Annotated in this window: 22 protein-coding genes; 14 read left to right on the top strand and 8 right to left on the bottom strand. The window is 67.7% G+C overall.

Going from position 1 to position 24,352, the window contains the following annotated elements:
• Positions 1-65 precede the first annotated feature (65 nt).
• Positions 66-947: a peptidoglycan DD-metalloendopeptidase family protein gene (locus tag ACF8ME_RS21710; RefSeq protein WP_016450475.1), complete on the top strand. Its 882-nt coding sequence runs from the start codon at positions 66-68 to the stop codon at positions 945-947.
• Between the two features lie 24 nt (positions 948-971).
• Here the strand turns inward: ACF8ME_RS21710 and ACF8ME_RS21705 are convergent, their stop codons facing one another.
• Entirely contained in the window at positions 972-1,550 is a 579-nt protein-coding gene (locus tag ACF8ME_RS21705) for a DUF2242 domain-containing protein (protein WP_016450474.1), read from the bottom strand.
• Positions 1,551-1,880: 330 nt separating this feature from the next.
• On the opposite strand from ACF8ME_RS21705, the gene ACF8ME_RS21700 reads away from it, so the two are divergent.
• From ACF8ME_RS21700 to ACF8ME_RS21665, 8 genes are all read left to right on the top strand, one after another.
• The gene (locus ACF8ME_RS21700; RefSeq protein WP_034348043.1) at positions 1,881-2,723 is read left to right on the top strand and encodes an META and DUF4377 domain-containing protein; all 843 of its coding nucleotides are present in this window, start codon (positions 1,881-1,883) and stop codon (positions 2,721-2,723) included.
• A 356-nt stretch (positions 2,724-3,079) separates the two neighbouring features.
• Positions 3,080-3,910: a nitrilase family protein gene (locus ACF8ME_RS21695; RefSeq protein WP_047218623.1), complete on the top strand. Its 831-nt coding sequence runs from the start codon at positions 3,080-3,082 to the stop codon at positions 3,908-3,910.
• 41 nt (positions 3,911-3,951) lie between these two features.
• A complete protein-coding gene (locus ACF8ME_RS21690; protein ID WP_209672659.1) occupies positions 3,952-5,118 on the top strand; it encodes a substrate-binding protein in 1,167 nt (388 codons plus the stop codon).
• A 40-nt stretch (positions 5,119-5,158) separates the two neighbouring features.
• The gene (locus tag ACF8ME_RS21685; RefSeq protein ID WP_209672658.1) at positions 5,159-5,992 is read left to right on the top strand and encodes a branched-chain amino acid ABC transporter permease; all 834 of its coding nucleotides are present in this window, start codon (positions 5,159-5,161) and stop codon (positions 5,990-5,992) included.
• Positions 5,985-7,814: an ATP-binding cassette domain-containing protein gene (locus ACF8ME_RS21680; RefSeq protein ID WP_392418172.1), complete on the top strand. Its 1,830-nt coding sequence runs from the start codon at positions 5,985-5,987 to the stop codon at positions 7,812-7,814. The genes ACF8ME_RS21685 and ACF8ME_RS21680 overlap by 8 nt, the downstream gene beginning before the upstream one ends.
• Entirely contained in the window at positions 7,811-8,518 is a 708-nt protein-coding gene (locus tag ACF8ME_RS21675; protein ID WP_065347366.1) for an ABC transporter ATP-binding protein, read from the top strand. The genes ACF8ME_RS21680 and ACF8ME_RS21675 overlap by 4 nt, the downstream gene beginning before the upstream one ends.
• A gap of 153 nt (positions 8,519-8,671) precedes the next feature.
• A complete protein-coding gene (locus tag ACF8ME_RS21670; protein WP_047218589.1) occupies positions 8,672-9,814 on the top strand; it encodes a transporter substrate-binding domain-containing protein in 1,143 nt (380 codons plus the stop codon).
• 4 nt (positions 9,815-9,818) lie between these two features.
• Positions 9,819-10,451, top strand: a complete 633-nt coding sequence (locus tag ACF8ME_RS21665; protein WP_206424536.1) for an ANTAR domain-containing response regulator — start codon at positions 9,819-9,821, stop codon at positions 10,449-10,451.
• A gap of 10 nt (positions 10,452-10,461) precedes the next feature.
• On the opposite strand, the gene cls is transcribed toward ACF8ME_RS21665, so the two are convergent.
• Positions 10,462-11,913 carry a cardiolipin synthase gene (gene cls / locus ACF8ME_RS21660; protein ID WP_392418170.1) on the bottom strand — a complete coding sequence of 484 codons (1,452 nt, stop codon included), beginning with the start codon at positions 11,911-11,913 and terminating at the stop codon, positions 10,462-10,464.
• Positions 11,914-12,268: 355 nt separating this feature from the next.
• Complete coding sequence (locus ACF8ME_RS21655) at positions 12,269-12,616, bottom strand: hypothetical protein (protein ID WP_012204400.1); 348 nt, start codon at positions 12,614-12,616, stop codon at positions 12,269-12,271.
• A gap of 90 nt (positions 12,617-12,706) precedes the next feature.
• Here ACF8ME_RS21655 and ACF8ME_RS21650 point away from each other — a divergent pair, with 90 nt between their 5' ends.
• Positions 12,707-14,080, top strand: a complete 1,374-nt coding sequence (locus ACF8ME_RS21650) for an MFS transporter (RefSeq protein WP_151020086.1) — start codon at positions 12,707-12,709, stop codon at positions 14,078-14,080.
• Here ACF8ME_RS21650 and ACF8ME_RS21645 read toward each other — a convergent pair.
• Complete coding sequence (locus ACF8ME_RS21645; protein WP_392418167.1) at positions 14,077-15,075, bottom strand: diaminopimelate dehydrogenase; 999 nt, start codon at positions 15,073-15,075, stop codon at positions 14,077-14,079. The two genes, ACF8ME_RS21650 and ACF8ME_RS21645, sit on opposite strands and share 4 nt — an antisense overlap.
• 228 nt (positions 15,076-15,303) lie before the next feature.
• Between ACF8ME_RS21645 and ACF8ME_RS21640 the strand changes: the two genes are divergently transcribed.
• A complete protein-coding gene (locus ACF8ME_RS21640; RefSeq protein WP_392418166.1) occupies positions 15,304-16,173 on the top strand; it encodes a pseudouridine synthase in 870 nt (289 codons plus the stop codon).
• On the opposite strand, the gene ACF8ME_RS21635 is transcribed toward ACF8ME_RS21640, so the two are convergent.
• On the bottom strand, positions 16,113-17,105 hold the full coding sequence (locus tag ACF8ME_RS21635) for a DHH family phosphoesterase (protein ID WP_392418164.1): 993 nt from the start codon (positions 17,103-17,105) through the stop codon (positions 16,113-16,115). The two genes, ACF8ME_RS21640 and ACF8ME_RS21635, sit on opposite strands and share 61 nt — an antisense overlap.
• A gap of 233 nt (positions 17,106-17,338) precedes the next feature.
• On the opposite strand from ACF8ME_RS21635, the gene ACF8ME_RS21630 reads away from it, so the two are divergent.
• Complete coding sequence (locus ACF8ME_RS21630) at positions 17,339-18,547, top strand: M20 aminoacylase family protein (protein WP_392418162.1); 1,209 nt, start codon at positions 17,339-17,341, stop codon at positions 18,545-18,547.
• Positions 18,548-18,589: 42 nt separating this feature from the next.
• On the opposite strand, the gene ACF8ME_RS21625 is transcribed toward ACF8ME_RS21630, so the two are convergent.
• Both ACF8ME_RS21625 and ylqF read right to left on the bottom strand, forming a co-directional pair.
• Positions 18,590-20,878 carry a bifunctional diguanylate cyclase/phosphodiesterase gene (locus tag ACF8ME_RS21625; protein ID WP_026062425.1) on the bottom strand — a complete coding sequence of 763 codons (2,289 nt, stop codon included), beginning with the start codon at positions 20,876-20,878 and terminating at the stop codon, positions 18,590-18,592.
• A 126-nt stretch (positions 20,879-21,004) separates the two neighbouring features.
• On the bottom strand, positions 21,005-21,958 hold the full coding sequence (ylqF, locus tag ACF8ME_RS21620) for a ribosome biogenesis GTPase YlqF (protein ID WP_203399737.1): 954 nt from the start codon (positions 21,956-21,958) through the stop codon (positions 21,005-21,007).
• A gap of 168 nt (positions 21,959-22,126) precedes the next feature.
• On the opposite strand from ylqF, the gene ACF8ME_RS21615 reads away from it, so the two are divergent.
• On the top strand, positions 22,127-22,369 hold the full coding sequence (locus ACF8ME_RS21615) for a hypothetical protein (protein WP_013803403.1): 243 nt from the start codon (positions 22,127-22,129) through the stop codon (positions 22,367-22,369).
• Positions 22,370-22,371: 2 nt separating this feature from the next.
• Positions 22,372-22,584, top strand: coding sequence for an oxidoreductase-like domain-containing protein (locus tag ACF8ME_RS21610; protein WP_016450464.1), 213 nt, complete (start codon positions 22,372-22,374; stop codon positions 22,582-22,584).
• A gap of 7 nt (positions 22,585-22,591) precedes the next feature.
• Here the strand turns inward: ACF8ME_RS21610 and gshA are convergent, their stop codons facing one another.
• Positions 22,592-24,121 carry a glutamate--cysteine ligase gene (gene gshA / locus ACF8ME_RS21605; protein ID WP_034348046.1) on the bottom strand — a complete coding sequence of 510 codons (1,530 nt, stop codon included), beginning with the start codon at positions 24,119-24,121 and terminating at the stop codon, positions 22,592-22,594.
• Positions 24,122-24,352 lie beyond the last annotated feature (231 nt).

The raw sequence follows: 24,352 nt of genomic DNA, 5'->3' as shown, positions 1-24,352 counted from the left end.
CGCTTGGCGGACAATGGGGCGATCGATAACGGCCCCATGCCGGCGCCAAGCCCGCCGCTTCATCCATGCAGATACCGACGACGAATCCCCGCTCCCGCCGACTGTTCGTGCAATCCCTGTGCGCCTCGGGCGCGGGCCTGATCCTTCCCTCCTGGGCCGCCAAGGCCGCAGCGCCCTCCAGCGAATCCCCCTGGCCCCATGACAGCCGCGTGCCCGGCGGCGTGGCCCGCCTGTCGCTGGGGCCCGCATCCCAGCGGCCCCAGGTACTGGCCGGCGACGTGCCCGTGCTGGTGGTGGGCGACATGATCGAATGGACGGCCGTGGTCGGCATTGCGCTGTCGGCCGCACCTGGCACCCACAGCGTGACCGTGAAGGGCGAAGGCGCAGCGCGCTCCCTGGCCTACGAGGTGCGTGACAAGAAGTACACCGAGCAGCGCCTGAAGGTCTCGCCCAAGACCGTGGACCTGTCGCCCGAGGACGATGCGCGCTACCAGCGTGAGCGCGCCCACCAGCAGACCATCATGGCGCTGTTCACCGAGCCGCCCGCACGCCCCGGCGACCTGCGCATGCGCCAGCCCGTGCCGGGCCGGCGCAGCAGCAGCTTCGGCCTGCGCCGCGTGTTCAACGGCCAGCCGCGCAATCCGCACAGCGGCATGGACATCGCGGCAGCCACCGGCACCAACGTCGTCGCGCCGCTGCCGGGCAAGGTGGTGGACGTGGGCGACTATTTCTTCAACGGCGGCACCGTGTGGCTGGACCACGGCGGCGGCCTGCTGAGCATGTACTGCCACCTGAGCAGCGTGCAGTGCAAGCTGGGCGATCAGCTGGACACGGGAGAGGCCTTCTGCAAGGTCGGCGCCACGGGCCGCGTCACCGGCCCGCACCTGCACTGGGGCGTGATGCTCAACCGCAGCATGGTGGACCCGGCGCTGTTCCTGGCGGCGTGAACGGGGCTGTGGCGCCCGCCGGCGTCAGTGGTCGGCCGAGGGAATCGTGTTCTGCGGCGCCACCGGCGTGGGCACGGCGATGGAGTCGCGGTCCTGCGCCAGGTAGCGCGAGACCAGCTCGAAGAAGCTGTCGTAGAAGCCGCTCTTGGCAATCGTCTCGCTGCCCACCTTGACCATGGAGTCGCTGCCCGAGGAGAACGGCAGCGACACGGACCCCAGCGCACCCACGCCCAGGCTGGCCGAGTTGGCGCTCTTCTTCAGGGTATAGCGGTCCTGCAGCGCCGTGACAAAGCCGATGCTGACCTGGCCGTCGGCGGTCTCCGGCACGCAGACCACGCGGATGTTCATCTGCAGGTTCAGCTCCGGGTCGGGCTGGAAGCTCTTGCTGCCTTCTATGAGTTCGGCCGTGCGCGCCATGGCGATGTAGCCCTGGCTCAGCAGCGCGCGGCGCGCGGCCTCGCAGGTCTGGGCCGGCGAGGCATCGAACATGCGCGAGAAGGTCTCGGTGGAGCCGAAGCTCTCCTGCACCGGCACATGCTGGGGAATCGTCGAGCCGCAGCCCGCCAGCACCATGATGACGGCCAAAGCCCCTGCGCAGCGCATGCCACGCACCCTGTTTGCTGCACTCCAACGTCGATACACGAACCTGCTCCTTGCTCCGGTGCCGCTGCCTGCGGATGGCATGGCGGCTGGCCGCCTATTCTCACCCGAGCGCAATGCAATGGCCGGCAACTTTGCAGCAATCGGTTTTTCCGTCTGCATCAAATAGATGCAAACGAATGTGAATAGCGCCCCGTTCTGACAAGCGCCGCCGCGCATCTGCGTTATGGTGCCCCGGTTCGGCCAGGGCCGGTGCGGCTCATGCCGCACCCGGGCTGCCCAAGCCTGCCGCCGCTGCGCCTGTACCTGTACCCATCAACCAAGGAACTCAACATGAAGCCAAGCTGGACCTGGTGCCTGCCCGTGATCGTCACCATGGGGCTCGGCGCCTGCAGCCATATCGACAAGGGCGGCAACGCCGAAGACGGCGCCAAGCCCCAGGTGTCGGCTCCTGCCGGCCCGCCCGGTGACGCCCAATCGCTGACCGCCTACCACTGGAGTCTTCGCCAGGCCTTCACGCCCCAGGGCACCGAGGACCAGAGCTGGTTCCTGACGGCCGCCTCGCGCAAGCGGCCCCTGCAACTGGAGTTCGCCGACCAGCGCCTGGCCGTCAAGAACCTGTGCAACGTGGTGACCACGGGCTACCGCACCGAAGGCAACCGCATCGCCACCCAGCGCGCCGCCAGCACGCTGATGGCCTGCGATGACGACCAATTGATGGCGCTGGAGCAAAAGGTGGCCCGCATCCTGCCCACGGCCAAGCAATGGTCCGTGCAACTGGGCGAAGGCAAGCAGCCTGCGCGCCTGACGCTCACCTTCATCGACGGCACGCGCTGGCAGCTCGAAGGCTCGCCCACGGCCCAGACCCAGTACGGCAGCGCAGGCGAACGCATCTTCCTGGAAGTGGCGCCCCAGCGCACGGCCTGCAACCACCCGCTGATCAAGGACTTCCAGTGCCTGCGCGTGCGCGAGATCCGCTACGGCGACAACGGCGTGAAGACCTCCACCGGCGAGTGGGAGAACTTCTACAGCGAGATCGAGGGCTACAAGCACGAGCCCGGCATCCGCAACGTGCTGCGCATCCAGCGCTACAAGCGCCAGAACGTGCCGGCCGACGCATCGGCCTACGCCTATGTGCTGGACATGGTGGTCGAGAGCGAGCGCGTGGGCCGCTGAGCGCGCTGCAGCGTCTCGACAAGCCCCGATCAAGGCCTGCATTGCGCAGGCCTTTTTCTTTTTCGGAAGGAGACGGCCTGCGCCAGCCCATGTACGGGAATCTACTGGTTTGACACCCGTCAATCGGGACGACAACATGGTTGCCACGGTCGAGACCTCTCTCGCGCCCAACCTCAGCAATAACTGCTGACTCATATCGGCTATGAAAGCCCCTGACATGCGCCTACGGCGCCGTCGGGGGCTTTTTGCTTTTTGGAGCCTGCATGTCTTCTACGGAAAGTCTTCCTGACTCGCGCCCGCCGTCCACGGTATCCCCGGCATCCCCGAGGCCCCCGCTTGCGGTGGCCAGCATCCAGATGGAGCCTCGCGTGGGGCGCAAGGGCGAAAACCTTGCGCACTCGGTGGATCTGATCGAGCGCGCCGCCGCCCAGGGCGCCAACCTCGTGGTGCTGCCCGAGCTGGCCAACACCGGCTATGTCTTTGCCAGCCGCGCCGAGGCACTTGCGCTGGCGGAGTCCGTCCCGGACGGCTCCTGCACCCAGGTCTGGATGGATGTGGCGCGGCGCTGCAATGTGCACATCGTTGCCGGCATTGCCGAGCGCGCGGGCGACCGTCTCTACAACACCGCCGTGGTCCTGGGTCCCCAGGGATACCTGGGCACCTACCGCAAGCTGCACCTGTGGGGAGACGAGAACGTGTTCTTCGAGCCCGGGGACCGGGGCCTGCCCGTGTTCGACACCGAATGGGGGCGCCTGGGCGTGCTGATCTGCTATGACGGCTGGTTTCCCGAAACCTATCGCCTGCTGGCCATGCAGGACGTGGACATCGTGGCCATGCCGACCAACTGGGTCCCCATGGGAGGTCAGCCCGCAGACCGGCCGGCCATGGCCAATACGCTGGCCATGGCCAATGCACACAGCAACGCGTTGAGCATCGTCTGCGCCTGCCGCACCGGCACGGAGCGCGGCCAGCCCTTCATAGGCCAGAGCCTGATCGTGGGCGCTGAAGGCTGGCCGCTGGCCGGCCCCGCCTCGGTGCATGCCGAGGAGATCCTGCACGCATCGATCGAACTGGAGGACGCGCGCCGCAAGCGCCGGTTGAGCGCCTTCAACCATGTGCTGTGCGACCGCAGGACCGACATCTACGACGCCATGCTGGGCACGGGATGGCCGCGCCCACAGCCCTGAGCCCTTTCCATCCATCCCCCTCTTTTTTTGGAGCCATTTGCATGAAAACGCTCACATCCATTGCACGCCGCACTGCGGCCCTGGCTTTCGCGCCCTTGCTGGCATGGCAGGTACACGCCGCCGAGCCCCTGCGCATCGGCGTGGCGGTCGGACTTTCAGGCGCCAACAGCGTCGTGGCCCCGGCCGTGGTGCAGGCTTCGCAACTGGCGGTGGAGGAGATCAATGCGGCCGGCGGCATCCTGGGGCGCAAGGTCGAACTGGAGATTGCCGACGACGCCTCGGGCGCCGTGGGCGCGCAAAAGGCCTTCGACACCCTGGTGTTCCAGAAGAAGGTCAGCGTGGTGATCGCCATGGAAACCAGCGCCGCGCGCAACGCGGCGCTGCCCGTGATCAACCGGGGCAAGCTCCCCTATATCTACACGTCGTTCTACGAAGGCCGTTCGTGCAATCCCTGGATGTACGTCAACGGCTGGGTGCCCGAGCAACAGGTGGCGCCCATGGTGGATTTTCTCGCCAAGAACCGCAATGCCAAGAACTTCTTTCTGGTGGGCAATGACTATGCGTTCGGCCGCGGCATGCTGGCATTCACGCGCAAGTACATAGAGCAGCAGGGCGGTAAGGTGGTGGGCGAGGAATATCTGCCCATCGATGGCAGCGACTGGACTTCGGTGCTGTCCAAGCTCCGGTCGGCAAAGGCCGACGCCCTGATCAGCGCCACGGCGGGCGGCGCCCCCAATGTGTCCCTGGCCAAGCAACTCAAGGCTGCAGGCCTGTCGCTGGCCTACGGCAACCTGGCCGTCGACGAGGGAACGGCCAGGACCATGGGCACCGATGCGCAGGGGATGCTCCTGTCGGCCTCGTACCTGACCGGCATAGACACGCCGGAGAACAACCGTTTCATGCAGGCCATGCAAAAGAAGTTCGGAGCGGAAATGAAGACGCCGAACGAGCTGTCCGAACCGCAGTACGAAGCCTTCCATCTGTTCAAGGCAGCGGTGGAGAAGGCCGGCTCCACGGACGCGGCGCTGGTGATCAGGGCGCTGGCGGAGGTGTCCTTCAATGGCCCGCGCGGCGTCATCCAGATGAACCGCAGCCGGCACACGCCGCTGGCCATGCGCCTGGGCCAGGTCCAGGCCGACGGGACGGTCAAGGTGCTGGAGACTTTCGAGAAGGTGGACCCCGGCATGCAGTGCCCGAACCTCAAGTGACGGGCAGCCCCCTTCCACCGCAACCCTGCAAGGAGGCACCATGGTACTGCTACTGGATTTGCTGACCACGGCGAGCATGCTGTTCATCGTCACGGTCGGGCTGATGATGATTTTCGGGGTGATGAAAATCGTCAACTTCGCGCATGGCGCCCTGCTCACGCTGGGCGGCTATGCCAGCTACGTGGTGACCCGGCTGCAGATCGATCCCTGGCTGGGCTGGCCGCTGGCCTTCGTCACGGGCGTGGCGGCGGGCATGCTGGTGGAGCGGCTGATCGTCAGGCCGCTGTACCGGCGGCCGCTCGATGCCATTTTGGCCACCTGGGGCCTGGGCATCGTCATCGGCCAGCTGATCATGATGGCGTTCGGCCGCGAGGTGCAGTTCGTCAGCGCTCCGCTGTCCGGAACCTGGCAGTTCCTGGGGGTGGACTACTCGGCCTACCGGCTCCTGCTGGTGCCCGTCGCGCTGCTCATGTGCCTGCTGCTGGCGGGCCTGCTCAATGCCACGGACTTCGGTGTCAGGACGCGCGCCGTGATCATGAATGAGGACCTCGCCAGCAGCCTGGGCATCCATTCGGGACGAGTGCGCTTCATCACGTTCAGCCTCGGCGCCGGCCTGGGCACCCTGGCCGGCGCCATGATCACGCCGCTGTCCAGCGTGGACCCGAACATGGGCCTGTCCTGGCTGGTCAGCGCCTTCATGCTGGTCATGGTGTCCGGCCATTCCATGGGCGGCCTGCTGTTGACCTGTGCGGTGTTCGGTACGGCCCAGGTGCTGGTCAGCACCTATGCCAGCCCGGTCCTTGGCGGCCTGACCATCGCCGTTCTTGCCGCCGTCACGCTGCGCATCCGCCCACGGGGGTTCTCCCATGGCTGAAGCACACATACCTGGCAGCGCCGCGCTGCCCGCCCGGACCGCATCAGCGCCCTGGCTGCGCCCCACGGCAGTCCTGGCAACACTGGCCGTGCTGGCGTTCGCGGCAGGGCCCTGGATTTTCGACAGCTATCTGCAGAACATTCTCGTCAAGGCCTTTTTCTTCGCCATCGTGGCCGTGACCGTGGACATTCTCTGGGGCCATACGGGCTATCTGACCTTCGGGCAGTCAGCGTTCTTCGGCATGGGCGCCTATGCGGCCGGCCTGGTCTTCACATACATGGGGCCGGGTCCGGCCTCGGCCCTGCTGGCCATGGGGCTGGCGGTGGCTGCCTGCGCCGTCGTGGCGGCCCTGGTGGGCTGGCTGTCCTTTTACCGGGGAGCTTCCCCGTTCTTTGCCACGGTGATCTCGCTGGTGCTGCCCATCGTGCTGACGCAGTTGCTGCTGTCCGGCGGCGAGTGGACGGGGTCCAGTTCGGGCCTGACGGGCTACGAGAGTTTCGATCTGTCCATGCAGGCCTGGTACGGCATCGCAATGGGCGCGCTGGCAATGGCAGGCGGCCTGGGCTGGATGCTGGTGCGCAGCGACGCCGGCCGGGTGCTGTCGGCCATCCGCGACAACGAAGTGCGCTGCACCTACCTGGGCCTCGATACATCGATCGTCAAGATCCTCCTGCTGGTGGCCATGGCGGCCGTCGCGGGCCTGGCCGGATTCGGGTACGGCTCCTTCAGCGGCGTGGTGGCGCCCGAGCTGGCGGGCTTTGCGCTGGGTACCGAGTTCATCATCTGGGTGGCGCTGGGCGGCAGGGGCACGCTGTGGGGCCCTCTGGCCGGCGCGGTGCTGATCAATGTGGCCTCCGCCTATCTCGGCAGCAGCATGCCGTTTGCCTGGCAACTCATCCTGGGGGCGGCCTTCGTCGTCGTGATCGTGCTGCTTCCGCAAGGCCTGATGCCCCTGCTGCTCAAGCCCTTCAGGACCGGCCAGGACGCTGAGGACCCGCCTCTTTTGCAGGAGCGCGCCCCGCGGGAGATGGACGGCATGCCGGACGGGGAGGACAGGCTGCAGAAAGCGGCCATCCACATGCAGGGTGTGGCCAGGCACTACGGTGCACTGAAGGTGCTGCAGGGCATTGATCTGGAGGCCCATGCCGGGGAGCTGGTGGGGCTGATCGGGCCGAACGGCGCCGGCAAGACGACGCTGATGCGCTGCATGAGCGACGGCGCCGAGCGCAGCGCGGGGACGATACGGCTGTGCGGCCATGACATTGGGCGCCAGCCTCCCGAGGCCTGCGTGCGCTTCGGGCTGGGGCGCAAGTTCCAGAACGCCAATATCTTCGAATCGCTGACCGTGGCCGAGTGCCTGCGCATTGCAGGAACGCGGCTTGAGCGGCCTTCGCTGGTGCGTCGCGATGGCGCGCTGCGCCTGCCGCCCTATGCCCTGCATGTGGTGCGCATGACGGCGCTGGAGCACAAGCTCGGCCACGTGGCGCGCGACCTGTCCCACGGCGAGCAGCAGGCGCTTGAACTGGCCATGGTGCTGGCGCTGGAGCCGCGCGTGGTGCTGCTGGACGAGCCCACAGCCGGGCTGACCCAAACCGAGCGCACGCAGATCGGCGAAGTCCTGGCCTCGCTGGCCGGGCGCTACCGGCTGTGCTGCCTGCTGGTCGAGCATGACCTGGACTTCGTGGAGCAGATCGCCACGCGTGTCGTGGTGCTGCACCAGGGAAGCATCGCCATGCAGGGCAGTTTCCGCGAGGTGGTGGACTCGCCCCTGGTCAGGACGATTTATTCGGGCAGTGCCCACGGGCACAAGGAGGCGGCATGAATTCCACCGTGCTGGCACTGGACGGTGTCACCAGCGGCTACCGGGGCTCGGTCGTCCTGCGCAATCTGTCGTTGGCCATAGGCCAGGGCGAAGCCGTCGCACTGCTGGGCAAGAACGGCATGGGCAAGAGCACGCTGCTCAAGACCATCATGGGTTTTCTGCCCAAGAAGACGGGGGCCGTGCGCCTGCATGGCGAGGACATCACGCGCATGGCACCCCACCGCATCGCCCGGCGTGGCATGGCCTACGCGGCACAGGAGCATGCGCTGTTTGCCGACCTCAGCATCCGCGACAACCTGCGGCTGGGACTGGCGCAGCAGGCCTTGTTTCCGGAGCGCCTGGCCGCCGTGGAGCCCCTGTTTCCGCTGTTCGGCAGCCGGCTGCAGCAACCTGCGGGCACGCTGTCGGGCGGAGAGCAGAAGATGCTGCTGCTGGCCAGGGCGCTGATGATGCGCCCCTCGGTGATCGTGCTCGACGAAATCACGGAGGGACTGCAGCCCTCGGTGATCGAGCGGCTGGCCCAGGCCCTGGCCCAGGAGCGCCAGCGCCATGGCACGGCGATGCTGATCGTGGAGCAGAACGTGCCGTTTGCGCTGCAGGTGGCGGACCGGTACGCGATCCTCAAGCAAGGCGAGCTGATCGACGAGGGGCCGGCCCGTGCAGTTGGTGCGGTCGAGGCGGTGTTCGGGCATCTGCGGGTCTGACCCTTGCCAACACGGAGCAAGCACCATGCCTTATGCCCCCGCATTCTTACCCGCATCCGCCGAAGCTTCGTGTCTTGCTGCCCGTCCGGCAGGACCGCAGGCACTGGACGCGTATCCCGCGACCAGGAATCTCCAACCAGTGAAAGCCGCTCCATGACCCACGAAACACAGATGGACGATGGCTGGCGCATCGGCGTGCTGTTCTCGCGCTCCGGCCCCACGGGGGTGACGGAGTCCGAGCACTTCCTCGGCACTGCCCTGGCCATCGAGGAAATCAACCAGCTCGGCGGCGTTCTGGGCCGACCGCTGATCCCTGTGGCCTACGACCCCAGGGGCGATGCGACGGAGTACCGCAAGCTCGCCACGCGGCTGCTGCTGGAAGATGAGGTCAACGTGATCTTCGGCTGTTCGCGCTCTTCCAGCCGCAAGGCGGTGCTTCCGGTGATAGAGCGCAACAACGCACTGCTGTGGTATTGCTCGTTCTATGAGGGCTTCGAGTATTCGCCCAACGTGATCTACACGGGGGCCGTGCCCAACCAGAACAATGTGCCACTGGCCGCCTATCTGCTGCAGAACCGGGGCCGCAAGCTGTTTTTCGTGGGCGCCGACTACATCTACCCCCGCGAGTCCAACCGCATCATGCGCGACCTGGTGGAACAACACGGAGGCGAGGTGCTCGACGAGGTCTATCTGCCGCTGGAGGCCAGCCGCGCCGAAGTCGAGGAAGTCCTCGCCGATATCCGCACCGCGCAGCCCGATGCGGTGTTCTCCACCATGGTCGGCCAGTCTGCGCGGCAGTTCTACCAGCTGTACCGCGACTTCGGGCTGGACCCGCTGCGCATTCCCATTGCCAGCCTGTCCATGGTGGAGGAAGAGATACGCCAGATCGGCCCGCCGCTGTGCGAGGGACACATCACGGCTGCCACCTACTTCGGCTCGGTGGCCGGCGAGGGCAACCAGCGCTTCATCGCACTGTGGCGCTCGCGCTTTGGCGACCGACCCACCAGCATGTGGTCCGAGCTGGCCTATGCCCAGGTTCACCTGTTCGCCCAGGCGCTGCAGCGTTCGGGCAGCCTGGACAGGCGCAAACTGGTGGAGGCTGTGCATCAGGTGAAATTTGAAGCGCCCGAGGGGCTGATCACCGTGGACCCCGAGAACAACCATTGCAGCCTGACGCCGCGCATAGGCATCTGCCGCAGCGACGGGCAGTTCGACATCGTCTGGGAAGCCGGGGAGCCGATCCGGCCGGACCCTTATCTATCCACCTTCGGGTTTTCCGAGTTCTGGCTGAGGTGAGCCCATGAGTTCCAGCCTGCGACGCCTCTACGAAGACCTGCGCAGCATCTGCGTTGCCGTCGTCCACCCACCCGGGGAGGACCGCGACATCATCGTCGAGCAGCTGCAGCGCATCGGATGCCGGCTGCGGATCATCTGGCCGCTGCCTGGGGAGCCGCCCTCCGGCGCCGATGTGATCTTCTTCCAGGTCACCCAGGATCTGGAGGCCAACTCCGGCTGGAATGCCGGCACCGTAGACGCGGCGCTGGTCGCCCTGTCGGACTACGAAAGCCCCACCACCCTGAAGCTGCTGCTGGACACCCAGGCCCATGGCGTGATCACCAAGCCGTTCCGCTCCTCCGGCATTCTCAGCACGCTGGTGCTGGCCAGGTCGGCCCAGGGGTTCCAGCAGCGGCTGCAGGGCAAGATCGACAAGCTCGAATCCACCATCAAGTCGCGCCGCCAGATCGAGAAGGCCATCCGCGTGCTGGTGGACCACCAGCAGATGACGGAGGAGCAGGCCTATGTGCACATGCGCGAGCGCGCCACCGGCCTGCGGGTGACCGTGGCCGAGGTGTCGGCCCTGGTGCTGGAGACCCATGAGGCCATGGAGAAGCTGGGCTTCGCCAAGGCACCCGGGCCGGCGCGGCGGCGGTGATGCCTTCGGCTCACAGCACCGGGCTCAGCATCGCCAGCAGGTTGTTCCAGATGCGGCGGCCCCAGTGCCAGGCGTGGACCTGGGCGGCCGTGATGCGGTCGGACTGGCGGATGTATTCGCCCTGGCGCTGACGGATGGCGCGGGTCACGGCCTCGTCCTGCAGCAGCACATTGTTCTCGAAGTTCAGGTCGAAGCTGCGCAGGTCCAGGTTGGTGGAGCCCAGCAAAGCCACCTGCCCGTCCACGCACAGGGTCTTGGCATGCAGCAGGCCGGGGCGGAATTCATGGAGCATGACGCCGGCACGCAGCAGGTAGCGGTAGGTGCTGCGGCTGGCCGCGCCCACGATCCACGAATCGTTGCGCGCGGGCAGGATGAGACTGACCTGCACGCCGCGCCAGGCGGCGGCGCACAGGGCCTCGAGCACCGTGGCGTCGGGAATGAAGTAAGGGGTGGAGATCACGACCTCGCGCCGTGCGCTGGCCAGCAGCGTGGACACGAGCTGCGAGGTGGAGCGGGGCCGCTCGGCCGGGCCTTCGGCAATGACGACGGCGGCAAAGCCGCCTGCAGGCCGGTCGGGCAGACCGTTTGCGGACCGGACAGCCAACGGCATGGGAGGAACCTGGGCGACGCTGCGTGCCTGCGCCCAGTCGCTGGCGAACACCTGCTGCATCTGCGCCACCACCGGACCCTGCATGCGCAGCATGACATCGACCCAGGGCGCATAGCGGGCCTTGACGGCAAAGGCTTCATCCGCGCAGTTCTGGCTGCCGCAGTAGGTGATGCGCTGGTCGATCACGGTGATCTTGCGGTGGTTGCGCAGGTCCAGGCGGCTGGTGAACATCACGCGGATCGGATGGCTGGTGGGCAGGGCCACGGCCAGCTGCACGCCCGCCTGGGCCATCTGCTGCCAGAGGTCGGTGCGCAGCAGCGCGCGCGAGCCCAGGCCGTCCACCATGGCGCGGCAGACCACGCCACGCCGTGCCGCGCGCACCAGCGCCTGGGCCACGGCCGTGCCCGTGTGATCAGCCAGCCAGATGTAGTACAGCACGTTGATTTCATGCTGGGCGGCGTCCATGTCGGCCAGCATGCGGGCGCGGGCCTCGGCGCCATCGGCCATGAGCTGCGCGGTGTGGCCCGGCTGTGCGGCAAAGCGGTTGATGGAGGCCGCATAGCCGAAGGCAGCCTGCCACTGCGGGGCGATGCCCGCTATCGGCACGGCGGCGCCGTGATCCATGGCAGCGCCTGCCGCGAAGTCCTGCACCTTGCGGTACCGGGCCCGGCCGCGGCGGCGCAGCGTGACTTCGCCAAACAGGTAGTACAGCGCGCAACTGACGTAGGGCAGCAGCACGATGACGGTGAGCCAGCCCATGCGAACGTCGGGGCGCACATCGTCACGCAAAAGGATGCGCAGGCCGAAACCCGCGATGAGCAGCAGATGCAATGCGATAAGCAGCCAGGTCATGCGGCCAGCATAGCGGCGGCATTGCGGACCTGTTTCTCAGGCGCGCAATGTTTCACGGGGGCACGGGCCTTGATCTGCGGCGGGCGGCTGCACACCGGTGATGGATCCAGGAACAGAATTCCACGAAAAACCTGAATCATGACGAAAGTACACGCACACATCCCACGGAACTTTTCCGTTGGATGAAGAAAATGACGATGGCGTGACGGTTATGCCCAGCGACTGTGGGCCTGCCTGTGGACAAGCTTCGGGACAACCCGAGTTTGCGGCGCCAGCCTTGGCTTTGCCGGTGGCGCTCAAAAAACAGGCATGTTGCGCCGCCGCCGCAATGTTTCACGCAGCACCGGCAGGGTTCTCAGCGAAAGCGGAAACGGCCTTCGACGAACATGGAGGACCGGTGGCCTCCCTCGCTGGCCGGATCGGCAAAGGACCAGAAGGCCTGCACCGTTCCCTGCGCCGTGTCTATGACCTGGCTGACGGTGAAACCGGTTTTCTCGATCCAGTTGAGGAAGTGCAGGCTGTCGCTGACCTGCAGGTAGCTGAGCCGTTCGCAGCCGTCGGACACATGGCCCAGGGAATCGACCACATGCCAGACCATCTGGCCCTGAGGCGTGTACCGCACATCAGCCTTGCTATCGGGGAAATCGATGACCGCTTCGCGCCCGATCAAGGTGCCGGCGTATTGCATGGACAACATGGACATGGTGTGTTGCTCCTCTGATGCGGGGTTCTGGCCTGACCCGTGATGGCATGTTCACGCGCCGCGTCCCCGCTGTTTGTGGGAGCAGGCCGCATGCCTTCGTCGGCAGCATGGCGCAGGCGGTCCGGCCTGCAGGGCGGCGGCATTTCGCAGATACTGCGCGTGCTCTGCCACGGACTTCCGATCTTGCCCTCCTCCCCGCTTCCCCCCACTTCGGCCGACAGCCCCGCTGCCGGCCTGCGCAACAGCGCCTTCGTCCCTTTCGTCATGGCGCGCATGCTGTCCATGTTCGCCCAGCAGATGCAGGCCGTGGTCGTCGCCTGGCAGGTCTACGACCTGACGCGCGACCCCATGTCCCTGGCCTATGTGGGACTGGCCCAGTTCCTGCCCATGCTGGCGCTGCTGATTCCGGCAGGCGACCTCAGCGACCGCATGAGCCGCAAGCGCCTGCTGTCGGGCAGCTGGGCCGTGGCGGCGCTGTGCTCCCTGCTGCTGCTGTGGCTGTCCTGGCACGAGGGCGCTGCCGCGCACGATGTGCACTGGATCTACGCCGTGCTGGTGCTGTTCGGTTGCAGCCGCGCCTTCACGGGGCCGGCCCTGCAAAGCCTGCTGCCGCAGATCGTGCCGCGCGAGCAACTGGCCCAGGCGCTGGCCACCAACAGCATGCTGATGCGCACGGCCGCCATCGCGGCGCCCGTGCTGGGCGGCCTGCTCTACGCCTGGGGCGGCGCCGTGCTGACCTATGCGGTCTGCGGCGTGTCCCTGGTGCTGGCCGTGCTGCTGCTGGGCACGGTGCCCGTGCGCTATGCCGAAGCCATGGCGCCGGCCGGCGGCTCGCTGTGGCTGCGCTTTGGCGAAGGCATCCACTTCATCCGCACGCGCCCCATCATCCTGGGCACGATTTCGCTGGACCTGTTCGCCGTGCTGCTGGGCGGCGTGGTGGCCCTGCTGCCCGTGTACGCGCACGAGGTGCTCAAGGTTGGGCCCGAAGGCCTGGGCCTGCTGCGCTCGTCCATGACCGTGGGCGAGGTGGCCATGGGCCTGTGGCTGTCGGCCCGCCCCATACAGCGCCATGTGGGCCGCGTGATGTTCGCCGCCGTGGCCATCTTCGGCGTGGCCAATCTGGTGTTTGCGCTGTCGCACTGGTTCTGGCTGTCCATGGCGGCGCTGATGCTGGCGGGTGCGGCCGACATGGTGAGCGTGTACATCCGCTCGGCCCTGGTGCAGTTTTCCACGCCCGACTCCATGCGCGGGCGCGTGAACGCGGTGAACATGCTGTTCATCGGCTCGTCCAACGAACTGGGCGAGTTCCGTGCCGGCACCAGCGCCGCCTGGCTGGGCGCGGTGCCCGCCGCCGTGGTGGGCAGCCTGTGCACACTGGGCGTGGTCGGCAGCTGGATGACCCTGTTCAAGCCGCTGCGCGACGTGGACCGGCTGGAAGACGCGGCCCGCGTGGGCCAGGGCTAAAGCAGCTCGGCCCGCAGCTGCTGCGCAGTTTTGGGCGACAGCAGGCCGGGCGCCACGTCAAAGACGGTCCTGCAGCCCGTCTGCCCCGATTGCTGCAGCCGGTGCACGGCGCGCGCGTAGGCCACGAGCACGCTGGCCGTGAACTCCGGGTTGCTGTCCAGCTGCAGCCGGTATTCGATGGAATGGCGCAGCCCATCGGAGCTGCTGCCGCTGCGGATGACGAAGCCGCCATGCGGCATGGCCGCATGGTCACGGGCCAGCTCCTGCGCGCTGATGAAGTGCACCGTGGTGTCGTACTCGTCGAAGTAATGCGGCATGCCGGTGATGGCCTGGCGCACGCCGTCGGCATCGGCCCCATGCTCCAGCACCACAAAGCACTCGCGCCGGTGCCGCTCGCGCGCAGACAGTTCGGGCCGCACGCCGCTGCGCACGCGCTGCACGGCCTCGTCCACGGGAATGGTGTACTGCACGCCGCCGGCCACGCCGGGAATGCGGCGGATGGCGTCGGAGTGCCCCTGGCTCAGGCCCTTGCCCCAGAAGGTGTAGGAGGCGCCATCGGGCAGCAGGGCCTCGCCCATGAGGCGCTGCAGGGAGAACATGCCCGGGTCCCAGCCGGCCGAGATCAGCGCCGTGGTGCCCGCCGCGCGGGCCGCCGCGTCGACCAGTTCGAAATGCCCGGGAATGCGCGCATGCGTGTCAAAGCTGTCCACCAGGCTGAAATGCGCGGCCAGCGCGGGGGACTGCTGCGGCAGGTCGTCCTTGGAGCCGCCGCACAGCACCAGCACGTCGATGCCTGCGCGATGGGCCAGCAGGCTGTCCATGCCGTGCACGGGCGTGCCGGGCTGTAGCGGACGCAGTTGCGCCGGATCACGGCGGGAGTAGATGCCGGCCAGCACCATGTCGGGGTTGCGGGCAATGGCCGCCTCCACGCCACGGCCCAGGTTGCCGTGGCCGACGATGGCGATGCGGATGGGAGCGGTGCTGCGATGGTCCATGCGGTGCGGTGCCTTTGCGATGAGGTTCAAAAACTGCGGCTCGAAAATGAGGTCCATGCGCCAGCGCAGAACCAGGCGCGATCTTGCATCGCCAAGGAGCCGCCAGTCGTGCACTGCCGGGCAGCACTGCGTTGCCCTGCGCGGGGGTACTGAGCGGCGATGTTGGGCAGGGGTATTGGGAGAGGGTCGTGGGCCGTGGTGGACAGCAGCGCCTACACTCACGCCCTCATGTCCCAGCCCTCATCCCCCATCGCCCAGCCGCTGCCCTCCGAGTGCGGCGACGCACCGCTGCACATCCTCTGGCGCGACGAGCACCTGGTGGCGGTCTACAAGCCCGCAGGCTGGCTGGTGCACCGCACGGGACTGGACGCGCACGAGACGCGCTTCGTGCTGCAGACCCTGCGCGACCAGCTGGGCTGCCATGTGCACCCTGCGCACCGGCTGGACAAGGGCACCTGCGGCGTGCTGGTGATGGCCCTGCATGCCCAGGCCGCGCAGCGGCTGGGCCAGGCGTTTGCCGGGCAGCAAGTGCGCAAGCAATACCTGGCGCTGGTGCGCGGCTGGCTGCCCGATGCGGTGGAGGTGGACCATGCCCTCCGACCCGACGATGCGCCCGAGGACGCGCCAGCCCAGCCCGCACGGACTTCGCTGCGCTGCCTGGCGCGCCTGGAATGGCCCGAGGCCTTTGATCCGCGCCATGCGGCCACGCGGATTTCGCTGGTCCAGGCGCTGCCTGCCACGGGCCGGCGCCACCAGATACGCCGCCATCTCAAGCATGTGGCCCATCCCATCATTGGCGACGCCACGCACGGCAAGGGGCCGCTGAACCGCTGGTGGGCCGAGCGCCTGGGCCTGCAGCGGCTATGGCTGCATGCCCATGCGCTGGAGCTGGCGCACCCGATGACGGGCGAGCCGCTGCGCTTGGAGGCCGACTGGAGCCGGCTGGGCCATGTGCCCGATGTGCAGCAATGGCGCGCGCTGTGCGCCCTGCCCGGCTGGCAGGCCTGTGCGGGCCTGCCGGCGACGGCCGGGCTGGATCAGGCAGCTTTGGCAGGCGCGCCCGTTTCAGGCTGCTCCATCAGCGGCGCGGCCACGTAGGCGTAGTCGGCCGAGGCATCGGCCTTGAGCACGCCCGACAGCAGCTCCACCAGGCGCTCGTTGCCCATCTTGAAGCCGCAGGCCTGGGCATGGCCGCCGCCGCCGAAGCTTTCGGCCAGCGCAATGCAGTTGAACTCCGAGCGCGATCGCAGCCCGACCTTCACGCCCTTGGTGCTGGCATGCCACATCAGCGCGAAGCTGCCGCTCTGGCGCGCCAGCAGGTCGCCGACCTGGCTGTGGAACATGCCGGGGCAGTTGACCATCAGGCCCTGCATGCCGTTGAAGACCAGGGGCTGGGCGGACTCGGAAATGTCGGCGCACAGCTTCTGGAATTTCTCGTCCATGGCGCCGCCGCGTGCCATGAAGGCAGCTTCCTGCTCGGGCGTGAAGGCCGCGATCTCGGCCCAGCGCTCGAAGCTGCGCGGCTCCATGTCCAGCGCCGCGAGAAAGCCCGCGCTCTCGGCGAATTCCCACTTCCAGATGTCCCGGTCCTCGATGAATCGGATCAGGCCCGGCACGGGCTTGTCGGCCTGGAAGAACTCCCAGGCCAGGCGCGCGCCGGACTTGTTCATGTCGAAGTGCACGACGCCGCAGCGGCACTGGTAGCCGGTGAGCTTTTCGGCAGCGCTCTTGTGGTGGTCCAGCACCACGAGCTTGGACACGCGCGACTCGATCTCGGCCATCAGTTCGGGCTCGAAGGCGAAGTCCAGCACGTAGACCGCGCGGCCGGCCAGCTCGCCCAGGTCGTCGGCCTTCTGGATCTCGCCATGGTCCAGCCCGCGGAATTCGGCCTGCCCGCCGTAGAACAGCCAGGCCGCCAGCGCTGCGCCATAGCCGTCCGGGCAGCGGCGGCCGTGGTACAGGATCAGGGGCTGGGGATCGTCATGCTCGGGGCGCACGAACAATTGCAGGGGCAGGATGGTGTTTTTCATGATGGGGGCGATTGTCGGTCCTGGCGCCATTCCCCTGCATCTGCGCCAACTCCCGGGCCAGGGCATTGCGCGGGCAGCTATCAAAGAACGTAGCGCAAAGCCTCGGCAGCACAAGGCCTATCGGCGCGGCAGACGGCATAGGCAAACCCCAGGACCTATCATGTCCGCCTTGTCATTGAATTGCTGCGACCGCCTGCGGACCCGCTTGGCGTGCAGGCCGTCGCGGCCCCTGTATGCGATCCACACCCGACATCACCCCCCATCTCGGCTCCCTGCTGAAGTTCCGCCACGACCTGCATGCCCACCCCGAGCTGCGCTACGAGGAGCACCGCACCGGCGACAAGGTGGCGGCCTATCTCCAGGCGCTGGGGCTGCAGGTGCATCGCGGGCTGGGCCGGACTGGCGTGGTGGCAAGCATCCACGGCCGGGGGCGCAGCGCCGCCAACCCGGGCCGCGGCCTCGGCATCCGTGCCGACATGGATGCGCTGCCGGTGACGGAACTCAATGCCTTCGGCCACGCCAGCCGGAACCCGGGCTGCATGCATGCCTGCGGCCATGACGGCCATACCACCATGCTGCTGGGTGCGGCCACGCTGCTGGCGCAGCAGCCCGATTTCGATGGCACGGTGCACCTGATCTTCCAGCCCGCCGAGGAAGGCGGCGCAGGCGCCAAGGCCATGATGGACGATGGCCTGTTCGAGCGATTCCCCTGCGAGGCCGTGTTCGCGCTGCACAACTGGCCTGCCCTGCCTGCCGGCGAAATGGCGGTGCGCGTGGGGCCCATCATGGCGTCCACGCTGCGTTTCGAGATCCGCGTGCACGGCAAGGGCGGCCACGCTGCCATGCCCCACACCACGCTGGACCCGATTCCCGTGGCCTGCGCCATCGTCGGCCAGCTGCAGACCCTGGTGTCGCGCAGCACCGATCCGCTGGACAGCGCCGTGCTCACCGTGGGCAAGATCACCAGCGGCACGGTGGAAAACATCATTCCCGACGAGGCCAGCATCTTCGGCACGGTGCGCGCCCTCAGGACCGAGACGCAGCAGATGTTCATCGAAGGCATGCAGCGCATCAGCGAGCATGTGGCGGCGGCCCATCTGTGCCGCGCCGAGTTCATCCTCAAGCCCGGCTACCCCAACACCACCAACCACGCGCACGAAGCCCGCTTCATGGCCGATGTGATGCGCGAGGCGGTGGGCGAGGACCGCACCCACGCCGACATCCTGCCGGCCATGACGGCCGAGGACTTCGGCTTCATGCTCGAGGCCGTGCCCGGCGCCTATGGCTGGATAGGCAACGGTCCCGCCACGGGCCAGCCCGGCGTGGGCCTGCACAATCCCGGCTACGACTTCAACGACGACAACCTGGGACGTGGCGCACGCTTTTGGGACCTGCTGGCGCGCCGCTGGCTGGAGCAGCCCGCCAACCAGGCCAGGGACTGAGACAGGCCGCGCCAGGGCCGCGACCCTGGCGTGCCTACGGCCTCAGACGCCGGCCGCCCCCACTTGAAGATCCACCCACTCGGCGGCAGGCAGCGGCCGGCCGTAGTGGTAGCCCTGGAACAGCACATCCTGGTTCCAGGCGCGCAGGGTGCCGGCCTGCTCCTCGGTCTCCACGCCTTCGGCCACCACGCGCAGGTGCAGGCGACGGGCCATGAGCAAAATGGCCTCGACCATGGCGGCATTGCCGGGCGAGGCATGGCAGTCCTGCACAAAGGACTTGTCGATCTTGAGTTCACGGAACGGCAGCCGCTGCAGATAGGCCAGCGATGAATAGCCGGTGCCGAAGTCGTCCAGCCCCATCTCCACGCCCAGCAGCTGCAGCTCGGTCATGCGCTCGCGCGCCTCGTCCACGTCGCGCATGACCACGCTTTCCGTGACCTCCAGCGTCAGCCGGCGCGGGTCGGCGCCGGTGGTGGCCAGGATGCGCTTGAGCTTGTTCACCACATCGGGCTGGCGGAACTGCCGCCAGCTGACGTTGACCGACAGCCGCCAGCCGTGCTGCACGAATTCGGGCCGCACCAGCATGCGGCAGGCCTGCTCCAGCATCCAGTCTCCCAGCTGCACGATCAGGTCCGACTCCTCTGCCACGGCAATGAAGTCGCCGGGCTCGACCATGCCCAGGCGCGGATGGTTCCAGCGCACCAGCACCTCGGCGCCCACGCAGCGCCCCATGCGGTCCACCTGGGACTGCAGGTAGGGCTGCAGCTCGCCGGCAGGGATGGCGCGGCGCAGGTCCTTTTCGATGCGAAAGCGCTTGCCCACGGCCTCGGCCATGTCGGGCTGGAAGATGACGACCTGGCCCAGACCGGCCTGCTTGGCCTGGTGCAGGGCCACGCCGGCGCGGCGCAGCACGTCATGGCCGCCGCTGTCGGTGCGCGAGGCGGCAAAGCTGGCCGCGCCAATGCTGCAGCTGGCCTGCACTTCCTCGCCGGTTTCCTCCAGCCATAGCGGCCGCTCCAGCGCGTCCTGCAGCACCTGGGCCAGGGCGCGCATGTGCTGGTCGACCTCGGCGGCCTCGTGGCCTGCCTTCTCCAGCAGCACGGCGAATTCGTCGGCGCCCATGCGGGCCAGCAGCACGCCGTCGGGCAGGGCATCGGCCAGGCGCAGCGCCAGCGCGCCCAGCAGCGCGTCGCCGCGCACCGTGCCGCGCACGTCGTTGAAGGCCGTGAAGCGGTCCATGTCCAGCAGCAGCAGGCCGTGGCGCGGCTCGCCCCCCTTGCCGCCCTCGCGGAACTCGCGCGCCAGCGCGCGCAGCCGCTGGGTCAGCGACAGGCGGTTGGGCAGGCCGGTGAGCGCATCGAAATGCGCCAGCGCATGGATCTGGCGCTCCGCGCGCATGCGCTCGGACAGGTCCTGCTTGAGTTCCACGTAGTTGACGATGCTGCCGTCCGAGGCCCGTATCGGCGCCACGAGCACGGCCTCGGGCAGGTCCTCGCCCTGGCGCGTGCGGTTGGTCATCTGGCCACGCCACAGCGCGCCCCGGCCCAGCTGGTGCAGCGCCTCTTCCCAGGCCGGAGCATCCAGCCCCATGGTGGAGTAGCGGTGCGTGGGCTGGCCCAGGACTTCGTTGCGCGCAAAGCCCGTGCGCTGCAAAAAGGCCTCGTTCACATAGACGATGTTCTGGTGCACGTCGGTGATGACGATGCTCTCGGGGTTCTGCTCCACGGCGCGGTAGAACTTGCGGAGATCGTCCTGGTGCTGCTCCAGCGCGCCCAGTGTGTCCTGCAGCTCCTGGGCGCGGCGGATCAGGCTGCGCCGCGCCATCAGCGTGACCGTGCCCGTCAGCCCCAGCATGCCCACGAAGTAGAGCATGGAGAACACGGGCGAGGTCTCGCGCTGGCCGATCCAGTCAACGCCTTCCCGGCCCGCCACCCAGAAACCGGCCATGGTCAGCACGGACAGGACCAGCATGACCAGCGTGGTGCGCACGCCCAGCACCCAGGCGCACATGACCAGCAGGGCAGGAAAGGCCAGCACCGAACCGCTTTGCACGCCGCCCGTGGCGGCCACCACGGTCACGGCCGCCGTCCAGGTGCCCCAGACAAGCACATTGGAGGCCAGCCGCCAGTGCCGGCGCCAGCCCAGCAGCACGGCACCGAAGCTCACGCCTGCGGCAACCAGGTTCAGCCGCACGCTGAGCCATGGAACGGGGTCCTGCATCAGCAGCGCCATGGCCAGCATCACGGTGAGGCTGGTGATCCATATGCTGCCCACCAGGACCACCCTGCGCAGGGACAAATGGGTTTCCGCCTCGACTCGATGACGCCGCATGAAAAAGCCCCAACAGAGAAAGAACACTCAACATGCTAGCGGTCGGCGCCGCCTGCGGCTGTGGTGGTTGTGCCACCGCCCCGGTCGGACGCGCTCTTGCACCAAACAGGGTATGCGGGCGCCGGTTCAGGGCGCGCTTTTGCGCTCGCGCGGCGGCCGCTTGCGCGCCTTGACGGCATCCTTGCGCGCCTGGCGCTCGGCATCGCGCTGCTGGCCCACGGCCAGCCATTGCGCGTACTCCTCGGGAGTCTCCAGCGTGATGCGGCCCAGGACCGCTGCGCGGAAATCCGTGAGCACCAGCTCGGCCGCCTTTTGCACATTGACACGTCCGCCGCCCATCATGGCGCCGCGGCGCCGGCCGATGGCGTCCAGCAGCTCGTCGTCGTGCAGGGAGGCGATGCGTTCGTTGTCCAGGCCCAGCTTGTATCGCGCCTCCAGCATGTCCGCGTAGTTCTTCTGCAGATAGCCCAGCAGCTCCAGCGCCACCAGTTCCTCGTCATAGGCGTTGCGGCCGACGGCGCCGCTGGCGGCCAGGTTGTAGCCGCTTTGCTCGACGATGATGCGCGGCCACAGCATGCCGGGCGTGTCCCAGAGGTAGAAGTCGTCGGCCAGCACGATGCGCTGCTCCAGCTTGGTGATGCCGGCCTCGTCCCCCGTCTTGGCCTGCCGCTTGCCGCTCATGGAGTTGATCAGCGTGGACTTGCCCACGTTGGGGATGCCGCAGATCAGCACGCGCATGGGCTTGGCCATGCCGCCACGGTTCGGCGCCAGCAGCTTGCAGGCCTCGATCAGCCGGCGCGTGGGCGCGGGCTCGGAGGCGTCCAGCGCAATGGCGCGCGTGTCGCTCTGGGCGTTGTACCAGTCCAGCCACAGCGGCGTGCGCGCGGCATCGGCCAGGTCCTGCTTGTTGAGCACCTGCAGGCGCGGCTTGTGGCCCGTCAGCTCCTGCAGCAGCGGGTTGCTGCTCGACCCCGGCAGGCGCGCATCCAGCACTTCGATGACCACATCGATTTCCTTGACGCGCTCGGTGATCACCTTGCGCGTGAGATTCATGTGACCGGGGAACCACTGTATGGCCATGGGATTACTTTCTGGGAAACGGGGGGACTGGCAGGGGCGCAAGGATAATTCATGGCTTGCGCAGACAGGATGCAACAACGCGCGGCGCCCCGGCGCAACCCGCAGACTTCCATTTTTTCTTGCGCAAGCCGCAATTGTCCCCCGCTTTTACGCCCAGCCTCACTGCCCATGTCCTTGCCCGATACCCCCTCGTCCCGCTCCGCCTCGCGCAAGGCAGACATCGAACTGCTGATCAAGGGCGTGACCTGCGCCGTGATCGGGCTGGTGATTCTGCTGGCGCCACAGTTCATGGCGCCCGGGGGCATCGTGCAGATGATGGCCCAGTCGTACCTGGTCGGCTGGTTCGCCCTGCTGCTGGGCACGGCCTTCATCGTGCTGTTTGCGGTGCGCCGCAGCAAGGCGCGGCGCTGAGCATGGTGCAGGGGCCGCTGGAGCAGGCGCTGTCGCAGATCCAGCTGTGGCAGCAGCGCGCCCAGGCCGCAGGCATTGCACTGCGCCCTGCGCCGCCCCAGCCCACGAGCTGCTGCGGCCGCGGCTGCAACGGCTGCGTCTGGGAGGGCTTCTACGACGCCGTGCTGTTCTGGTGCGAGGACGCAGGCCAGGCGCTGGGCGCCGGGCGGGGTTGAAGCGCGCTCAGCGCAGGTTCTCCGGCGCCATGTAGCGCAGGCGCCATTCCTCGAACGACAGCGTGTCCGCGGCCTCGATGTCGCGCTGCTCCTGCACGGACTGCGCCGACCATTGCTCGAAGCGCTGCTGCTGCGCCTGGCTCCAGGGCAGGGCCAGCAGCGAGTCGCGGGCCTGCTCGGACCGGGCCAGCGTGAAGTTCGCAAAGCTGTTGCCGTATGCGCCCGTCAGCTCGCCCAGCACATGGGCCGACGGCGTGCGCTCGGGGTGCTCCAGGCGCTCCAGCGCCTGGGCCAGGGCGGCGCTGTAGTCCTGCGTGCCGTGGGTGCTGTCCAGCGCCTGGGCGTAGGGTCGGCACTGGTCCAGCACTTCATGGGCCCAGTCGCGCAGCGGCACTTCTCGGCCGGCGCGCACCAGCTGCAGGCCCGGCTCGCGGCCGCGCTCGGCCGTCAGGTGCTGGTTGTGCTTGAGTTCCGCGATCTCGTCCGGCGTATCCGGCGGGCTGTCGGCGTTCAGGCAGTGCAGCAGGAACACGTCCAGCATGCGCATGGTGGGCGCGGCAATGCCCACGTCCTCGAAGGGATCGAGGTCCATCAGGCGCACTTCCACATACTCCACGCCGCGCTCGCGCAGCGCGTGCAGCGGGCGCTCGCCGCGGCTGACGGTGCGCTTGGGGCGGATGGTGCCGTAGAACTCGTTTTCGATCTGCAGCAGGCCCGTGCCCAGCTGGTTGTAGTCGCCGCCCGGGTTGCGCACTCCCAGCATCTCGTAGGCGGGATAGGGCTGGGTCAGCGCGTCGTACAGCGAATTCGCATAGCCTTCCAGGCCGTTGTAGCTGACGTTGATGCTGGCCTGCGCATCGCTCTGGTAGCCCAGGCGTCCCATGCGCAGCGAGGTGGCGTGGGGCAGGTACAGCGCCTGGCCCGTATTGCCCAGCGGCTGCAGCCGGTGCTCGCGCCCCTCGACGAAACAGGGACACAGCGCGGGCGACGCGCCATACAGGTACAGCAGCACGAAGGCATGGCGCCGGAAATTGCGGATGAGCGAGAAATACTGGTCGCTGGTCACGCCGGGCAGCGACCAGTTGTAGTGGATGCCCGAAATCGTCTGCATGCGCCGGCCGTAGCGGTGGCCCAGCCCCATGCGGTACACGCTCTTGGAGCGGCCCGAGTGCGAGGAGCCGTAGCGCGCCAGCGGAATCGTCTCGTCCGTGGGCAGCTGGCAGGGCATGCTGGACGACCACAGCATCTCGCCACCCGCATCGCGCAGGCTGCGCAGCACGAACTGGTGGATCTGCACCAGCTCGTCCAGGCATTCCTGCACGCCCAGCCGCGCGCCGGTGATCAGCTCGATCTGCGATTCGCTGTAGTCGGTGGTGATGTGCGGATGCGTGAGCGCCGAGCCCAGCGCCAGGGGATGCGGCGTCAGTGCCAGGCTGCCGGAAGGCAGCACGCGCAGGCCCTCCTTTTCTATGCCACGGCGTATGCCCTTGAGCCGCTCAGGACCGGGAACCGCCATGGATGCCTGCGATGTTTTCATTCTTGTTTACCGATTCGTTGATGGGCATCGGCCCACACGGAAACCACCAGGATTCCCGGCGGACCCGACCCGGACGCCGAATGATAGAGAAACGGCAGGAAACGCGATGGCGCCTGTCCGCTTAACCACGCGTTTTGGCCTGTTGCCCCGCATGGGATCGCCGCGAGCGAAAGGAATATGTCAGAGTTTTGCCCTCCCGGCCGGCGCTGCCTTGATACCGGGCAAGGGACG

Source organism: Delftia sp. WSY_7 (genome assembly GCF_043104845.1).
GTDB lineage: Bacteria > Pseudomonadota > Gammaproteobacteria > Burkholderiales > Burkholderiaceae_C > Comamonas > Comamonas tsuruhatensis.
The sequence above is the reverse complement of the archived record's forward strand: the minus strand, read 5'-3'. Positions and strand labels throughout refer to the sequence as shown.

What these genes read in the sequence shown, in the direction of transcription:
- ACF8ME_RS21710 (WP_016450475.1), top strand. Translation starts at nt 66, where the DNA reads ATGCAGATACCGACGACGAATCCCCGCTCCCGCCGACTGTTCGTGCAA.
- ACF8ME_RS21705 (WP_016450474.1), bottom strand. Translation starts at nt 1,550, where the DNA reads ATGCGCTGCGCAGGGGCTTTGGCCGTCATCATGGTGCTGGCGGGCTGC.
- ACF8ME_RS21700 (WP_034348043.1), top strand. Translation starts at nt 1,881, where the DNA reads ATGAAGCCAAGCTGGACCTGGTGCCTGCCCGTGATCGTCACCATGGGG.
- ACF8ME_RS21695 (WP_047218623.1), top strand. Translation starts at nt 3,080, where the DNA reads ATGGAGCCTCGCGTGGGGCGCAAGGGCGAAAACCTTGCGCACTCGGTG.
- ACF8ME_RS21690 (WP_209672659.1), top strand. Translation starts at nt 3,952, where the DNA reads ATGAAAACGCTCACATCCATTGCACGCCGCACTGCGGCCCTGGCTTTC.
- ACF8ME_RS21685 (WP_209672658.1), top strand. Translation starts at nt 5,159, where the DNA reads ATGGTACTGCTACTGGATTTGCTGACCACGGCGAGCATGCTGTTCATC.
- ACF8ME_RS21680 (WP_392418172.1), top strand. Translation starts at nt 5,985, where the DNA reads ATGGCTGAAGCACACATACCTGGCAGCGCCGCGCTGCCCGCCCGGACC.
- ACF8ME_RS21675 (WP_065347366.1), top strand. Translation starts at nt 7,811, where the DNA reads ATGAATTCCACCGTGCTGGCACTGGACGGTGTCACCAGCGGCTACCGG.
- ACF8ME_RS21670 (WP_047218589.1), top strand. Translation starts at nt 8,672, where the DNA reads ATGACCCACGAAACACAGATGGACGATGGCTGGCGCATCGGCGTGCTG.
- ACF8ME_RS21665 (WP_206424536.1), top strand. Translation starts at nt 9,819, where the DNA reads ATGAGTTCCAGCCTGCGACGCCTCTACGAAGACCTGCGCAGCATCTGC.
- cls (WP_392418170.1), bottom strand. Translation starts at nt 11,913, where the DNA reads ATGACCTGGCTGCTTATCGCATTGCATCTGCTGCTCATCGCGGGTTTC.
- ACF8ME_RS21655 (WP_012204400.1), bottom strand. Translation starts at nt 12,616, where the DNA reads ATGTCCATGTTGTCCATGCAATACGCCGGCACCTTGATCGGGCGCGAA.
- ACF8ME_RS21650 (WP_151020086.1), top strand. Translation starts at nt 12,707, where the DNA reads ATGCCTTCGTCGGCAGCATGGCGCAGGCGGTCCGGCCTGCAGGGCGGC.
- ACF8ME_RS21645 (WP_392418167.1), bottom strand. Translation starts at nt 15,075, where the DNA reads ATGGACCATCGCAGCACCGCTCCCATCCGCATCGCCATCGTCGGCCAC.
- ACF8ME_RS21640 (WP_392418166.1), top strand. Translation starts at nt 15,304, where the DNA reads ATGTCCCAGCCCTCATCCCCCATCGCCCAGCCGCTGCCCTCCGAGTGC.
- ACF8ME_RS21635 (WP_392418164.1), bottom strand. Translation starts at nt 17,105, where the DNA reads ATGAAAAACACCATCCTGCCCCTGCAATTGTTCGTGCGCCCCGAGCAT.
- ACF8ME_RS21630 (WP_392418162.1), top strand. Translation starts at nt 17,339, where the DNA reads ATGCGATCCACACCCGACATCACCCCCCATCTCGGCTCCCTGCTGAAG.
- ACF8ME_RS21625 (WP_026062425.1), bottom strand. Translation starts at nt 20,878, where the DNA reads ATGCGGCGTCATCGAGTCGAGGCGGAAACCCATTTGTCCCTGCGCAGG.
- ylqF (WP_203399737.1), bottom strand. Translation starts at nt 21,958, where the DNA reads ATGGCCATACAGTGGTTCCCCGGTCACATGAATCTCACGCGCAAGGTG.
- ACF8ME_RS21615 (WP_013803403.1), top strand. Translation starts at nt 22,127, where the DNA reads ATGTCCTTGCCCGATACCCCCTCGTCCCGCTCCGCCTCGCGCAAGGCA.
- ACF8ME_RS21610 (WP_016450464.1), top strand. Translation starts at nt 22,372, where the DNA reads ATGGTGCAGGGGCCGCTGGAGCAGGCGCTGTCGCAGATCCAGCTGTGG.
- gshA (WP_034348046.1), bottom strand. Translation starts at nt 24,121, where the DNA reads ATGAAAACATCGCAGGCATCCATGGCGGTTCCCGGTCCTGAGCGGCTC.